The organism is Idiomarina aquatica, assembly GCF_004362895.1.
Classification (GTDB): Bacteria; Pseudomonadota; Gammaproteobacteria; order Enterobacterales; family Alteromonadaceae; genus Idiomarina.
On the sequence record NZ_SNXI01000002.1, the window covers coordinates 1 to 15500 of the forward strand.

The 15500-nt window shown below is 50.5% G+C and carries 16 protein-coding genes; 9 read left to right on the forward strand and 7 right to left on the reverse strand.

Annotated elements, in window-relative coordinates; translation table 11 throughout:
- Positions 1-192 precede the first annotated feature (192 nt).
- The 9 genes from ispB (at position 193) to DEU29_RS02055 (ending at position 8179) form a co-directional block, all read left to right on the forward strand.
- The gene (ispB, locus tag DEU29_RS02015) at positions 193-1164 is read left to right on the forward strand and encodes an octaprenyl diphosphate synthase (protein WP_133538812.1); all 972 of its coding nucleotides are present in this window, start codon (positions 193-195) and stop codon (positions 1162-1164) included.
- A gap of 334 nt (positions 1165-1498) precedes the next feature.
- A complete protein-coding gene (rplU, locus tag DEU29_RS02020; protein ID WP_133538579.1) occupies positions 1499-1813 on the forward strand; it encodes a 50S ribosomal protein L21 in 315 nt (104 codons plus the stop codon).
- Positions 1814-1828: 15 nt separating this feature from the next.
- A complete protein-coding gene (gene rpmA, locus DEU29_RS02025; protein WP_133538580.1) occupies positions 1829-2086 on the forward strand; it encodes a 50S ribosomal protein L27 in 258 nt (85 codons plus the stop codon).
- Positions 2087-2209: 123 nt separating this feature from the next.
- On the forward strand, positions 2210-3376 hold the full coding sequence (cgtA, locus tag DEU29_RS02030) for an Obg family GTPase CgtA (RefSeq protein ID WP_133538581.1): 1167 nt from the start codon (positions 2210-2212) through the stop codon (positions 3374-3376).
- Between the two features lie 294 nt (positions 3377-3670).
- The gene (gene folA / locus DEU29_RS02035; protein ID WP_133538582.1) at positions 3671-4171 is read left to right on the forward strand and encodes a type 3 dihydrofolate reductase; all 501 of its coding nucleotides are present in this window, start codon (positions 3671-3673) and stop codon (positions 4169-4171) included.
- 112 nt (positions 4172-4283) lie between these two features.
- On the forward strand, positions 4284-4658 hold the full coding sequence (locus DEU29_RS02040; RefSeq protein ID WP_133538583.1) for a DUF3718 domain-containing protein: 375 nt from the start codon (positions 4284-4286) through the stop codon (positions 4656-4658).
- A gap of 160 nt (positions 4659-4818) precedes the next feature.
- On the forward strand, positions 4819-6300 hold the full coding sequence (locus DEU29_RS02045; RefSeq protein ID WP_133538584.1) for an alpha/beta hydrolase: 1482 nt from the start codon (positions 4819-4821) through the stop codon (positions 6298-6300).
- Entirely contained in the window at positions 6300-7034 is a 735-nt protein-coding gene (locus DEU29_RS02050; RefSeq protein WP_133538585.1) for an ABC transporter ATP-binding protein, read from the forward strand. The genes DEU29_RS02045 and DEU29_RS02050 overlap by 1 nt, the downstream gene beginning before the upstream one ends.
- Complete coding sequence (locus DEU29_RS02055) at positions 7034-8179, forward strand: ABC transporter permease (protein ID WP_133538586.1); 1146 nt, start codon at positions 7034-7036, stop codon at positions 8177-8179. Before DEU29_RS02050 ends, DEU29_RS02055 begins: the two co-directional genes overlap by 1 nt.
- Positions 8180-8246: 67 nt before the next feature.
- On the opposite strand, the gene DEU29_RS02060 is transcribed toward DEU29_RS02055, so the two are convergent.
- From DEU29_RS02060 to folE2, 7 genes are all read right to left on the reverse strand, one after another.
- Entirely contained in the window at positions 8247-9566 is a 1320-nt protein-coding gene (locus tag DEU29_RS02060) for an NAD(P)/FAD-dependent oxidoreductase (RefSeq protein ID WP_133538587.1), read from the reverse strand.
- 1 nt (position 9567) lies between these two features.
- Positions 9568-10143 (reverse strand): GNAT family N-acetyltransferase, encoded by a 576-nt coding sequence (locus tag DEU29_RS02065; RefSeq protein ID WP_133538588.1) that lies wholly within the window; start codon positions 10141-10143, stop codon positions 9568-9570.
- On the reverse strand, positions 10143-11528 hold the full coding sequence (ahcY, locus tag DEU29_RS02070; protein ID WP_133538589.1) for an adenosylhomocysteinase: 1386 nt from the start codon (positions 11526-11528) through the stop codon (positions 10143-10145). Before ahcY ends, DEU29_RS02065 begins: the two co-directional genes overlap by 1 nt.
- A 29-nt stretch (positions 11529-11557) precedes the next feature.
- On the reverse strand, positions 11558-12553 hold the full coding sequence (locus DEU29_RS02075) for an adenosine kinase (RefSeq protein ID WP_133538590.1): 996 nt from the start codon (positions 12551-12553) through the stop codon (positions 11558-11560).
- A gap of 49 nt (positions 12554-12602) precedes the next feature.
- A complete protein-coding gene (locus tag DEU29_RS02080; RefSeq protein WP_133538591.1) occupies positions 12603-13556 on the reverse strand; it encodes a cobalamin biosynthesis protein in 954 nt (317 codons plus the stop codon).
- A gap of 24 nt (positions 13557-13580) precedes the next feature.
- Positions 13581-14162, reverse strand: coding sequence for a DUF2726 domain-containing protein (locus DEU29_RS02085; protein ID WP_133538592.1), 582 nt, complete (start codon positions 14160-14162; stop codon positions 13581-13583).
- A gap of 224 nt (positions 14163-14386) precedes the next feature.
- A complete protein-coding gene (folE2, locus tag DEU29_RS02090) occupies positions 14387-15313 on the reverse strand; it encodes a GTP cyclohydrolase FolE2 (protein ID WP_133538593.1) in 927 nt (308 codons plus the stop codon).
- Positions 15314-15500 lie beyond the last annotated feature (187 nt).

The window sequence follows — 15500 nt, forward strand, 5'->3', positions numbered from 1 at the left end:
GGCATTATCCTCGTGCAATAAAAAGGCGACCGCAACGTTATCCGATGCGGTCGCCTTATAAAGCCGCTAGCCATTAGCTTAACTGACAAGCATTAGCGCTGATGCGCGGTTTTTTTATGCCCGGCTACCGCAAAGTTAAAATTTCCTGTACCATGGCATTTCCGTTAAATTATGTAAAAACAGATAGCTATGATGGATATGCAGTCCATTAACGCGTTAGCCAAAAGCGATATGCTTGGCGTCAACGCGCTGATCGGTGAACAGTTAACCTCGGACGTCGCACTCATTAATCAACTCGGTCTATATATCGTCAACAGCGGCGGTAAACGACTGCGTCCCTTACTGACCGTTTTGGCCGCGCGAGCTCTGAATTACAACGGTAATAAACACCTCAAACTGGCTGCAATTATCGAGTTTATTCACACAGCGACTCTGTTACACGATGATGTTGTGGATGATTCCGAGTTACGCCGCGGGCGTAAAACCGCTAATGCGGTGTTTGGTAACGAGGCCTCGGTATTAGTCGGTGACTTCCTTTATACCCGCGCATTTCAGATGATGGTTCAGGTTGAATCGATGCCGATTTTGCAGATTCTGGCCGATGCGACCAATATCATTGCCGAGGGTGAGGTTCTGCAGTTGATGAATTGCAACGATCCCGATACCACCGAAGAACGCTACTTTAACGTCATTTACGGCAAGACAGCGAAGCTATTTGAAGCGGCAACACAGACCGCGGCAATACTAACCGGGCAAACAGACGATGTTACCGCAGCAATGGCCGATTACGGTCGTTACTTGGGCACGGCATTCCAATTGGTTGATGACCTGCTGGACTATACGGCTGAAACCGAAACCATGGGCAAAAATGCCGGCGATGACCTGGCTGAAGGCAAACCAACCTTACCACTTCTCTATGCCATGTGGCATGGCAATGATACCGAGCAGCAGCTGATTCGCGCAGCCATCGAAAACGGTGACGGACGTGAGCACTTGCAAACCGTGCTAACGGCAATGCATAGAACCGGCGCGTTAACCTACACCCAAGAAAAAGCACTAGAGGCGGTGCAACAGGCAAAGGATGCTTTAGCAGGTATTCCGGAGTCTGACTACAAACAAGCGCTCTTCTCTTTAGCGGATCTGTCGGTCAACCGAATTTCCTGAGCAAAATGGAGTGCTTGGCGCCGCCTGCGGCGGCTTGCTCGGCGGCACGAGCAAGCCGTGCCTTGCTTGGCGCGGGCTACGCCCGCTTGCCTGGCGGCGCTCCGCGCCTTGCAGCTAAACACCGTTACTTGCGCCTGCGGCGCAAGGAGGTTCGCCGCGCCGCAGGCGCGTGCGGAGCACGGCCGCCAAGCAAAGCGCGGCGAAGCAAGCGCTGCCCAGCGAGCGGCCGCAGGCCGCGACAAGCGGAAATTAACGCTTGCGTTAATTTCTGGTTTTAAGTACAATTCGCGCCCTGATTTAAATTTGGATACCCAATAGGGTAGTGGAGATTACTATGTACGCAGTATTCCAAAGTGGCGGTAAGCAGCACCGTGTGACTGAAGGCCAAATCGTCCGCCTGGAAAAACTGGAAGCAGCTACCGGAGACGTAGTTGAGTTCGACCAGGTTTTGATGGTTTCAGATGGTAACAACGATGTAAAAATCGGTGCGCCATTCGTATCAGGTGGCAAAGTGAAGGCAGAGATTGTCGATCACGGTCGTGGCGATAAAGTTAAAATCGTCAAGTTCCGTCGTCGTAAGCACTCGCGTCGTCAGCAAGGTCACCGTCAGTGGTTCACAGAAGTGAAAATCACTGGTATCAACAGCTAATTAAGGAGTAACGACATGGCACATAAAAAGGCTGGTGGTTCTACTAAAAACGGTCGCGACTCAGAGAGTAAACGTCTCGGTGTTAAGCGTTTCGGTGGTGAGTCTGTATTAGCAGGCAACATCCTGGTTCGTCAACGTGGTACTAAATTCCACGCAGGCGACAACGTAGGTATGGGTAAAGACCACACCTTGTTCGCGACTGCAGAAGGTAAAGTTTCTTTCGAAACTAAAGGTAACAAAAACCGTAAATTTATCAGCGTTATCTCTGATTAATTTGCAGGTTGCCTAGTCGCTTGCAGCGCGAGCGTCTGATTTTTAAGCCCCGCCTATATCAGGCGGGGCTTTTTCATATGTGCTAAGATTTTATCCGGGCATTCAAGCAAAGTAAGTGTATTCATGAAATTTGTCGATGAAGCAGAAATCCGCGTTGAAGCGGGCGACGGTGGTAATGGCTGTATCAGCTTCCGCCGCGAAAAATATATCCCTAAAGGTGGTCCCGACGGCGGTGACGGCGGCGACGGGGGCGACGTTTACCTGGAAGCCGATGAGAACTTGAACACGCTCATCGATTATCGATTTGAGCGTTTTCACCGGGCGCAACGTGGTCAAAATGGCATGGGTAAAAACTGCACCGGCAAACGCGGTGAAGACATTACCTTGTATGTGCCGCCTGGTACCCGGGCTGTCGATGAAGATACCGGCGAGGTACTTGGCGACCTTACTCGTCATGGTCAGCGCCTGATGGTTGCAAAAGGCGGCTTTCACGGCCTCGGCAACACGCGCTTTAAAAGCAGCGTTAATCGTGCGCCAAGGCAAAAAACCGATGGCACACCGGGCGAAGTACGTCAGCTCAAGCTGGAACTGATGTTGTTAGCCGATGTCGGCCTGCTGGGTATGCCTAATGCCGGTAAATCGACCTTTATTCGATCGGTTTCGGCGGCTAAACCCAAGGTTGCTGACTATCCATTTACTACCCTGGTGCCAAATCTGGGCGTGGTGCGACCTGCAAATCATCAAAGCTTCGTTATCGCAGATATTCCCGGCTTAATTGAAGGTGCTGCTGAAGGTGCCGGGCTGGGTATTCAATTTTTGAAGCATCTGGAACGCTGCCGCTTGTTATTGCACCTGGTGGATCTGGCGCCATTTGATGAGAGTGATCCTGCCGAGCAAGCGCGCATCATTATCGATGAGCTGGAAAAGTACAGTCCCAAACTGGCAGAAAAACCTCGCTGGCTGGTAATTAATAAGATTGATCTGGTATTAGAAGAAGAACGTCAGCAGTTAGTTGATGAACTTGTCAAAGAGCTCAATTGGGACGGCCCGGTATATCAAATTGCGGCGCTCGAAGGGCGCGACACGGATAAACTGTGCCGCGACGTTATGGCGTTTATCGAAACCATGCCGTCACCTCACGAGGAAGCTGAAAAGGCAACCGAGACTGACCCGGTCGACTTTAAGTGGGATACCTACCACGAACAGGCGATGCAGGATGCAGAAGACGAAGATGACGACGATGACTTTGATGATGACGACTACGACGTCGAAGTGATTTACGAGCGGTAACAGCGGCTCGCTGCGCTCGCGGTGTAGGCCCTGCGGGCGGTGTAGGCTCGTGCTGCGCACTCGCGGTGTAGCTCGCTGCCTTTGGCGCGAGCTTAACCCCGTGCGCCGAAGGCAGCACGCTACCCCGGCCGTAGGCCTTAAACCGCGAGCGTAGCGAGCCCATACCGGCGAAGCCGAAACCCGTGCGTCGAAGGCAGCACGCTACCCCGGCCGTAGGCCCTAAACCGCGAGCGCAGCGAGCCCACACCGGCGAAGCCCTGAATCGCGAGCGCAGCGAGTCTAAAAGGAGCGGTAATGAAAATATCTTTAGTGGCCGCCATGGCGAATAACCGCGTCATTGGCAAGGATAATAAAATGCCCTGGCACATTCCCAGCGAGCTAAAATATTTCAAAAAAATTACGCTGGGTAAGCCAATTGTTATGGGTCGTAAAACTTTTGAGTCGTTGGGGCGTCCGTTGCCGGGTCGCAAAAATATCATTCTATCGAGTCGAACAAACCCGCCGCAAAACCCGAACGAACAGGTGGTTTGGGTGGCCGGAGTTAAGCAGGCTATCGCCGCGGCGGAGCCAGTTGATGAACTGATGGTGATTGGTGGCGGAAAAATTTATGAAACTTTTTTACCGCTTGCCGATCGGCTTTATGTTACCGAAATCGAATTGAATGTTGCTGGCGATACTTACTTCCCCGATTACCAGCAATTAGCTGAGTGGAGTGAGGTTGAGCGGCATGAAGTTGCCGCTGAGAGTACTCAAATACCGGCTTATACTACGCGAATTCTCGATAAACAACGTTAACTAAATGTTAATAAATCAACAGGTTAGTTAAAAATCTGCCGTTGATAGAGCTACTGATTCGTAGTATTATTCTGGTGAAAATTTGAGCAGTTTAGTGATAGGGGTCACATAAATGAAAGCATTGTTATTAGGCTCGGTGATGGCAGCGGTAGCGGCAACCGGAGTTACATTTTCTAAGAACGCAGAAGCTAACGAATTGGCTTTAAGTCTTTGTACTTACGTACAGGGTGATGACACCATGCGTATGCGTAAAAAACTGCGTGATTCGCGCGTTCGTATTCGTGACGTATACACCGGTATTCAATGTAATGGTCAAAGCTTGTTGCAGTTTGCTATGTCAAACGGCGCTAATGACGTAGGCACGTTTATGGTTGGTCGTCTGGCTGTTGATGATTTGAAAAACTCAGGTGACTACGAGTGGGCACAGTCAAATGGTCACGGTGGTTCACCTATCGCACAAGCAATTAAAGAGCGCGCCGGCCTTTAATTCTAAAGCACACCAGAAGCATTAAAGGGGCTGCTCATGCAGCCCTTTTTTGTATCTTTAAAAAATTAATATCTGTTAACACTTTTCTGGATAAAACTGATTGCTAAACCCAACAAGGGCAGTAACATAGGTTTCTTACGCGTAACAGCAGGGAATGACAATGCGATCAGCTTGGCACTATTTAGAGACGCTGGGGTTAGTGGCACTAGGGCTACTCATCAGCGTTACTCCAGTAACGGCCTCAGCCAACCAGGAAACCTCTCAGGAAACAGCCGAACCTTGTTTTATCAACGGTGTTGATGAGCGTTTAAACTGCGGTTTTGTAAAGGTTCCTGAAAACTATAACCAAGCTGATGGTAAGCAGATAGCTATTCATTACGCGGTGTTACCGGCGATATCAGAGGGTAAGCGGAGCGATCCGTTGTTAATTCTTGCAGGCGGGCCAGGGCAGGCTGCGACTGAATTAACGCCAATGATCGCGAAAATTTTTGAGCCGGTGCGCAAAACGCGCGATATTGTGTTGATTGATCAGCGCGGTACGGGCAAAAGTAATCCATTACAGTGTGAAGTTGATCATGCCGATGAGCTGCTACAAACCGATGATGCGCAGAGCCTGACAAAACTGGCAGCTGGATGTCTGCAAAAATTTGAAGATACCGACACCTTACAGTACACCACGCTAAACAGCATTAAAGATTTTGAGCGGGTACGCGAACATCTGGGCATCAAACAGTTTAATTTATACGGCGGCTCTTACGGCACGCGCGTCGGCTTAAAGTACCTGCAGCACTATCCCGACTCTGTGCGCACAGCAACCCTGGATGCGGTGGCGCCGCCACAAGTCGTTATAGGCCCGTTTGGACTGCATGCGAGCCTGGCATTTAACAAGTTAGTTGAAGACTGCAATCAACAACTGCGCTGTGAGCAACGCTTCCCTAACGTTAAAAACGACTACCAGCAGGTGATGCAAGCGTTAGACGAACAGCCGCAGCGGTTACAGATCAACGACCCGCTAACTAACCAACCTACGGATATCCTGCTGTCATCTGGCCGCTTTAGCTCGATTATTCGCTTAGCGCTATATAGCCCGATGACGCGTCAGTTATTGCCTTTTACTATTAATGAGGCCGCTGCCGGAAATTTTCAGCCGGTTCTGGGGCTAATGGGCAGCACGACTGTTGCTGCGCAAAATTCAATTTACCTGGGCTTAATGTTGTCTGTGTTATGTAGCGAAGACTTACCACGCGCCGATGCCCAGCTACTGGCACAGGACGCCAACAACGACTTTATCGGTGGACGCACCGGCGAAGCGTTTCAGGCATTGTGTAAAGCCTGGCCAGCTGATGCTGTAGCAGCAGAATGGGCAGCACCGGTTGAGTCCGACAAGCCGGTATTGTTACTGTCAGGGACTCAGGATCCTGTTACACCGCCGCGCTGGGGAGATATCGCAGCCCGTACCTTAACTAACAGCGCGCATTTTGTTGCTGAACATGCCAGCCACACTATCGCCAGCCATACCTGTGCGAACAAAATTATTGCTGACTTTATTGAAGCCGGTAGCGTGCAGGACTTATCGGGTGAGTGCCTGAAAAAACGCGTCGCCCAGCCATTTGTACTTAACGTTAATGGCGAGGGACTGTAATGATTGAGGTAAAGCAATTAAGTAAAAGCTTTAAGGACGTAAACGCACTTAACTCGCTTACATTCAGTGCTCCTGATGGCCAAATTACCGGGCTGCTCGGCCCTAACGGCGCCGGTAAAACCACCTGTCTGAGAATTATCTATGGACTGTTACAGGCGCAACAGGGACAGGCGTTGATTAACGGCATCGATGCTAATCAACAGCCGATTCAGGCTCGTCGACAGATCGGTATATTCCCCGATAAATTTGGTCTCTACGAACGCCTGACCGTGCGCGAACAGATTGCTTACTTTGCGCAACTACATGGCTTAGCCGGTGAAAAGCTGGAGCAGCGGGTAGCGCAAGTGATTGAGCAACTGGATATTGTTGAATTGGCCAACCGTAAGTCAGCAGGTTTCTCGCAGGGTCAGCGTATGAAAGTGGCATTGGCGCAGGCATTGGTTCACGATCCTAAACACCTTATTCTCGATGAACCCAGCCGCGGTCTGGATGTAATGAGTACCCGCATCCTGCGCGATATCCTGCGCGAACAACGCGCGCAAGGCACCTGCATTTTATTCTCCAGCCACGTCATGCAAGAAGTGGCCGCATTATGCGACCGGGTGGTGGTTATGGCAAAAGGTAAGGTGGCCGCTGAAGGAACGCCTGACGAACTATGTGAATTAACCGGCGAGAGCGCTCTGGAAGAGGCGTTTGTAAAAATTATCGGTAGCGATGAGGGGATTGCAGCGTAATGACGATGACGACACTCATATGGCGCAAAGAATTTAAAGATGCGCTACGCGATAAGCGGTCTGTATTGGCGGCTATGTCATACGCGTTCTTCGGACCCATGTTGATGGCGGTTGCGTTTTTCTTTTTGATTAATCAATTGACCGACCCTTCTGACGTTGAGATTAGCATTGAAGGCAAAGACAATGCGCCCGAGTTGATACAACACTTGCAACGGATGGGGATTACCGAACGGGCCAGCCCCTGGCCGGATACGGTTACGCCGATTTCGTTAACGATTCCTGCGCAATGGGATGAGAAAATGCAGCGTGCAGAGCCCATCGACTTGGTATTAAAAGCCGATTGGTCAGCACAGAAGCAGCAAAGTGATATTAAACGCGTAGAACGCGCAATTCAGGGTTATGCCGCGCAGATCACGCATTATCGACTGGTTTTGCGTGGGATTGACCCGCGCGTCATACAACCCATTCAGCTGAATAAAAACGACCTGGCTACGCGTGGCTCAAAAGCGGCGTTAATACTGGGTAGTGTGCTGGTTTTTATTATTTTATCGGTGTTCTGGTCCGGTATGAATGTGGCTATCGATATCAGCGCCGGCGAGCGGGAGCGTAACTCGCTCGAGTTCCTGCTTTCACAGCCGTTAAGTACACAATCCATTGTCTGGGGTAAAACTCTTGCGGCAGCTAGCTTCGCGATCTTCGGCGCCGCATTGTCATTAATACTGATCCCCATTATTTTTAATTTTGTGCCGCTGCAGGACATTGGCATGAGTGTCAGCTTTGGCCTACCAATGATGCTGTTGATGTTCGTTTTATTGATCCCGCTTGCATTGCTGGCAACGACCTTACAGCTTTTTGTATCGTTTAGGGCGAAGAACTTTAAAGAGGCACAAACCTATATTAGCTTTTTGTTGATTATTCCCATGGCGGCTTCTTTTGGCGTTGAATTTGCGCGTTTAAAAACGCCAATACTTTATTACTTGCCGCTTACGGGACAGCATCAAACATTTTTATCGCTCATCCGCGGCGAGGCGATTAATTGGTTAGGCACCGGTGTTAGCGCATTAGCGACCATTGCATTGGCGTTAGTTATTGGCCAGGCCATTGCGCGCATGCTGAAAAGTGAAAAAACGGTGTTCGGGCTTTAACCTGTTAACGTGCGCATAATGCGCACGCTACCAGAGCTGGGGTTGTAACGTGCGCATTGTGCGCACGCTACTCGGTCATCCGGGCATAATGGTAGAACGCCCATTGTCCTATGCGGCGCAACGGTGCAAAGGGGAAGCGCTTAAGCGGGGTTTTGTAATAGGGCAGGTCCGGTAACTTATCGCCCATTGCAGCTTCTGCCAGGCGTTGCCCTGCAAGTGCCGAGAAGCTAACGCCGGCACCGCAGTAGCCCATGGCTGCATAGGCATTGTCGGCGACGGCCCCAACTCGCGGGTAGTCATCCAGCGACACACTGACCCAACCACTCCAAAAATGTTGCCATTGTTTAATATCTGCCAAAGCAGGGAATGAGCTTTTTAACGCATTGAGCAGGTGTTGTGCATAAAACGGGTCATTGGCATTGCGGCCACGAATAGCACCGCGCCCGCCCATTAATAAGCGGTTATCCGGTAACAGCCTAAAGTAATACTTGAGGGTACGCGTATCCATAAAGGCGTGTTGCGGGGTTAGATGGGTTTGCTGCAATTGTTCTTCGGTTAATGGCGGGGTAGTGATAATACTCGACAAAACCGGCAAAGAACGACCGGTTAACGGGCCGAACAAGGTATTGGCCGTGTAAGCATTGGTGCAGACTAATAATTTATTACACTCTACCACGCCCATCGAGGTTTTTACCCGCCAGCCAGCCGCCAGTCGTGTAATAGATTCGGCACTGCAATTTTCAACCAGTGTTGCACCCGCATCAGCCGCAGCCTTTGCTGACGCCGCTGCCAGCTTTAACGGATTTACCGTAAAACAGTCGTCAAACTTAAGGCCGGCAAAGGCGTGTTGGCTGTTGACCAGCTGCGGTAATTCTTCAGCTGTTAACCAACTGACTGGTTGCTTAAAGGCGGTCAGCGTTTGGTATTGCTGGTCTAAGGCCGGTACCGCCTGCGCGCGGTGGGCAAGTTTAATGTAGCCGCCCGATTGCTGATCGCAGCGCGAGGGTGTTGCATCAATGTGCTGACGGATACGCTGATGAGCAAGCTCATGTTCTGCGGCAATGTTTTCCGCCATAGCGGTACCGAACTTATTTGCCCACTGGGATAGCCCTAAGCGACCGGTGCTTTTCATTACAAAGCCGGCATTACGACTGGAGCATCCCCATGCCAATGCATTAGCATCGATAACCGTCACCTCACGCTGGTATTTACCGGCTATAGTCTGAGCGGCATTGAGGCCGGTATAGCCAGCGCCAATCACTAAGACATCGGTATGCGCGGGTAGCTCGCCGCATTGCGGCCATTCAACGGGGGTATGCGCTTGCCAGTAACTGTCAACACGGGGCTGATGGGTGCGTAACTGTTGGTCGGCAAGCGGATCATACATACTACTGACCCTCAAATACTAAAATCATCTCACCCGCTTCACAACGGCAGGTGCCGTCGCAAACCGGGCAGTAGTAACCGTCCTCTAACGAGGCTTGCAACCAGCGGTCAGGGTGGGTAGAAATCAACACACCACCGCAGCGGCTAAAGTATTCATAGGCACTGTTTTGCGGGCTTTGCAGCCAAATATGGGCTAATCCGGCCTTACAGCCAAGTTGTTTAGCGGCGTCTATACTGCATTGCAGTAGCTGCTTACCAATACCCAGGCCACGTGCGCGCTCACTCACCGCAGCGCACTTGAAGTAACACATTTGTGTAGCTGAAAAGGGCCATTTTGTTGTCGTGCAGGCGTCGTCAACGGGCCAGTTACCGGGAGCCAGGGTTAGTCGAACGCCAAGCACCTCGCCGTCACGTTCGGCAAGCCAGTTTAATTTAACATCGGCTACCGTACCACCAGCTAATAAAGCGGCTAGTGACTCTTCGCTAAGGTAGTTATCACCGTGAACTTGGTTCGCTAAATCAATAACGGCCGCCGAATCGGCAGCCGTTATTGTGCGATAAATGACGTCACCCGCCATTAGTAGCGGTACTCGTCAGTTTTAAACGGACCGTCTACATTCACGTGAATATAATCGGCCTGGTCTGCTGTTAAACGCGTTACTACGCCGCCAAAGCCTTGCACCATGTAGCGCGCAACTTCTTCGTCCAGCTGCTTCGGTAGTACTTCAACGCGCAGGTATTCTTTTTGCTGTTCCAGACTCATGTCAGCATATTTTTGACCAAACAAATGCAGTTGAGCTAATACTTGGTTAGCAAATGAACCATCCATGATGCGACTCGGATGCCCGGTTGCGTTACCCAGGTTGACCAAACGGCCTTCAGCTAACAATAGCAGATAATCTGCATCGTCATCTGAACGGTAGATTTTGTGTACCTGCGGTTTGATTTCTTCCCAGCGCCAGTTATCGCGCATGTATTTAGTATCAATTTCGTTATCAAAGTGACCGATATTACATACTACCGCTGATGATTTAAGCGCCGCCAGCATATAGCGGTCACAGACGTTCATATTACCAGTGGTAGTGACCAGCAAATCGGTGTTTTGCAACAGTGCGGTATTAATATTGCTGCCGTCGCCTTTATTAACACCATCCAGGTAAGGTGAGACAACCTCATAGCCGTCCATGCATGCCTGCATCGCGCAAATTGGATCGATTTCGGTAACTTTTACAATCATACCTTCCTGACGCAAGCTCGCGGCAGAGCCTTTACCGACGTCGCCATAGCCAATGACTAAGGCTTTTTTACCCGACATCAGGTGGTCAGTAGAACGTTTAATGGCATCATTCAGTGAGTGACGGCAACCGTACTTGTTGTCGTTTTTAGACTTAGTGACTGAATCATTAACGTTAATAGCCGGAACCCGCAATGTGCCTTTTTCCAGCATGTCTAATAGGCGATGCACACCGGTCGTGGTTTCTTCGGTAATACCATGGATTTTTTCCAGCATTTGCGGAAATTTCTCATGGATCATCAGGGTTAAGTCACCGCCGTCATCCAAAATCATGTTAGCGTCCCATAGCTCGCCATCTTTATGACAGGTTTGCTCCAGGCACCATTCATATTCTTCCTCGGTTTCACCTTTCCAGGCAAACACAGGAACACCGCGGGCAGCCATGGCAGCGGCGGCGTGATCCTGAGTCGAAAAGATATTGCAGGAAGACCAGCGCACTTCTGCGCCCAGTTCCAGTAGCGTCTCGATAAGCACCGCGGTTTGAATGGTCATGTGAATACAACCAATGATGCGCGCGCCTTGCAACGGCTTGCTATCGGCATACTTGCGACGAATCGTCATTAGTGCCGGCATTTCTGACTCGGCGATAGCGATCTCTTTGCGTCCGTACTCAGCCAAATTAATGTCAGCTACTTTAAAATCAGTGTGCTTCGGATCATTCAAACTCATAGTGTCATCTCACTCTGTAATGTGTCCGGTTAAAATAAGCGTTCAAGCAATTGTTGCTGGCGAGCTTTACTTAATCGCGCACCAAACTCGGTCACCAGCTCTGCCGCGGCATGACTTGCCAAACGGCCAGCGTCTGCCAGCGACAGACCTTTGGTCAGGCCATATAACATCGCACCTGCAAACATGTCACCGGCACCGTTTGTGTCAATTGCTTTAACTTCTACCCCGGGAATATGTACCTGGCGCTGCTGATCCATAATCAACGCACCATCTTTACCTAACGTAATGGCAACGGTTTTTGCCTGTGCCAACAAGGCTTTAGCAGCAGCTTCTGCATCGCTTTCGCCGGTTAGTAACTCAGCTTCTTCGCGATTACAGAACATTAAGTCGACGCCACCGTCGAGGATATCTTCGATACCGTCGCGAAAATACTTAACCATGGCTGGGTCAGAACAGGTCATTACCAACTTGGTATTATTTTCCCGTGCTATCTGCTTAGCCCGTTTAATCGCACCACGCGCGATCTCAGAGGTAATCAGATAACCTTCAATATACAGATACTCTGACGCTGCAATGGCTTCTTCATCCAGTTCGTCGACGGATAAATCCGCGGTAATACCGAGATGCGTGCGCATGGTGCGCTCGGCATCCGGCGTTACCATCACCAGGCATCGACCCGTGGTACCCGGGTTTTGCTGCGTTTCGAGGTTAGTACGAATGCCGACCTGTTCTAGATCTTGGCGATAAAATTGACCCGCTTCGTCGTCAGCTACTTTACAACAATAAAAGGCACTACCGCCAAACTGGGCGAAAGCCACCAACGAATTTGCTGCTGAGCCACCGCCGCATTGTTTTTTGAGCTCACCCAGTTTGCTGAGCTCGGCAATTAGCTTATTTTGGTCGTCTTCTTCGATTAGGGCCATCATGCCCTTTTCCAGACTGTGTTGTTTTAAAAAGGCGTCAGAGACTTCAAACTCTTGATCTACCAAGGCATTTCCAATGCCGATTACGTCAATGGTTTTCATAACGAATTGTGGTTGCTAATTAGGGCGCACAGTATATACGAAGTCAGGCTCAGGGTCGATAAATGAACAACAGCAATACGGCGACAATTAGTAGCAGTATTAGATAGCCGTGCCAGCGAGCTATAGCGCGTCTAAATTGTGCGTTGTGTTGCTCAGGTGCGCGCCCGGCAAAGCGTTGCCGTTCTATGCGGGTACCCTGCACCTTAATTGGCCCACCTAAGGCAATATCGTGACAACGACTCAGGCTGTCCAGCCATTTGCCGGTTGGCCAAACCCAGGCGCGGCTGTTTTTAATCGGCTCAGCTGGACGAGCGTTGCTAAAGGCGGCTATCAATAGCGCAGTAACAGTGAGTAACAACGTAACCGGACCAATCAACAGCACGTAGGCAGCGCGTGCCGGCAAACCAAAAGTGCGGTAGCGCGAAACACTGATAGGCCATAAGGTGTAGAGTTCACTAATCAGGCGCAGAGCCAACGCCAATATCGGACCGCCCAGTAGCCAAGCTAGGATCGGCGCCCATCGATGGTGAATAATACTGACTGCGCGAAGCTCTGCGGTTGCTTTGACTAACCCATGCACACTTAACTGATCGGTGTCGCGGTAATCGATGCGCGCAAGCAGTGCGCGCGCCGCTCGTTTTTGTTGTTTTAACGCTAATGCGTCGACTTTGTTCAGTAGTTTCAGGTAGTGCTGACGGCGCAAACAAGCCAGCAACACCAAGGCGCCGAGGATTTCTGAAAAATCGGCGGCATACACCACAATTGCAGTAGGCACCAGACTGATAAATAACAGCATCACCACGGCCATGGCGCCGGCAAAGCGCTGTTGCTCCGGGGAGTAGCCTGGTTTATTGACTTTAGTTTGCAGATATTGTGCAAATAGCCGGAACATTGGCAGCGGGTGCCATTGCTCCGGCCAGGGTAACCAGCGTTCAAGCGCTAGCGCAATGAGCGCTAGTATGGGGCTGGAGATTAGTAATGTGTAAAGGTCATGCGTGTTCATGACCTTAGTTTGCCCAAGCTAACGTTAGGCGGCAATAGGCGAGTGTTGTTTATTACCCTGTTCACTGCCGCTGTCGGGGCTCTGCTGCGTTTTAGGCACGGCCGCGCGGATATGTTCTGCCTGGCGAATTTTGCCATGAATGTAATCATGCAAGTCAGCCACACGATATCCAGGCTTGGCTTTAAAGCGTAAAAACGGAAGCCCGGCGGCTGCCAGTGTGTTTTTCAAAAACAGATTACGCTTTTGCTGCTGTAGATTACTGCTGGCTGGTTCTAATTCGATAACGGCTTTGACGGTCATGGTGTCAACGTCACACAAAACATAATCCAAAATACGTTGGTTGGCTTTGTTCTGTGCATCTTTTTGCACACTACCCGAAACGCCTTTTTTAACGGCGACAATATCGCTCAGGCGGACTTTGGTAAATATTCGAAAGTCATCACCTACGGCTTTAGTGAGGAGTGTCATAAATTGTGCTTCCTGCGGCGTGCACAAGCTGACATCTTTGAGTTTATAGGGGTAGGGGGCGTAGTTCTCTGACATACGGCTGGCGATCATTGCCACCGCAATTAAGACCACGACAAAGAGTAACAACACGATTTCCATAACTCACCTCGGCAAAAAATTGACACAACAAACTTCGTGTCAAAACTAATGCAAAGGATGTGCCAATTGGGCTCGCTGCGCTCGCGGTTGAGCGCCTTCGGCGGGTTTAGGCTTCGGGCTGCGCCCTCGCGGTTTGGGGCCTGCGGCCGGTGTAGGCAGCAAGCTACACCGCGAGCGCAGCGAGCCTATCCCGGCCGCAGGCCCTATCCCGCGCGAAGCGCCTGCTACGCCCGATAACCGCTATCAACGCCTTTAGTGGCAATAGCAACGGCGTCGTGGGCGTGCAACGATTCGTAGTGATTTACCCGCAACCAGAAATCTTTAAAGATCGCCATTTGGTTCAACTGGTGTTTAAGCCGACGCGAGGCATCTTCGCAGAACATCAGGTTCTGGCCGTTGAGGCGTGCAAATTCCTGCTCGTCTTCGCGTTTAACCGCTGCTTGCACAGGTGTTTTGAGGGCGCCTTCTACCGCGTCAATCAAAGCTACTATCGGGAACTCTTCCAGATCTTCCGCCAGTTTAACTTTAACTTCAGCCGTTGACCGCTGGCTATGCGGCGTAGCCACGATACCTTCGGTTGAACCCAGCCATTCATGCATGGTGGCTTTGTCGATCACTTCTTTATCGGCAAACTTATCGACGAAGGCTTCCTGAATGAGCTGGCGTGCGAGCGCAGCTGAACAGGGGCAAGTCGATGAATAGGGTACGTCTACCGACAGTTCCAGCGACAAGCGGCCGGCATCGTAACGGCCGGTTAAACTTACCGGGTAAGCCTTCCAGCCCTTCTTGCGACTGATAAGTGACTCACGGCGCAAGTGATATTCAAAATCAAACTTAATAAACGCCTGGTCGCTAATATCGCTGTGGCTGTCGATAAAGTCGCGCAGTAACTGCTTTAACGATGCGTGACTTAACTCACCTTCAGTTGATAATTGATCCAGCAGCAAATACAGCCGCGACATGTGAATGCCTTTGGTCTTCGGATCTTTTAAATTAACGAATGCCTCTACGTGCGCGGCCACCGGACGCTCGGCGGCGTCAGAAGCAGCGACCATAAGAGGCACTTCAATGTTGCTCATGCCAACCCAGTCCAGGGTTCCTTCTGTTTGTGCCTGGCTGTGATTGGCTACGTCGGGCATGCTATTAGGCATTCGTTTAGAACTCCGATTGTTTTTAACTGTATCAAGCATAAATGTCGAATCCGCTAGTATATCGTAGATGCTGGGATCATTTCATTCCCGAACACAAAATTTAATCAGATTTAACCGATTAACAGTATCGGTTGACTGAATCAAGGATTACGCACACGATAGAGTTTTGGATTGTAACGGAGCGAAT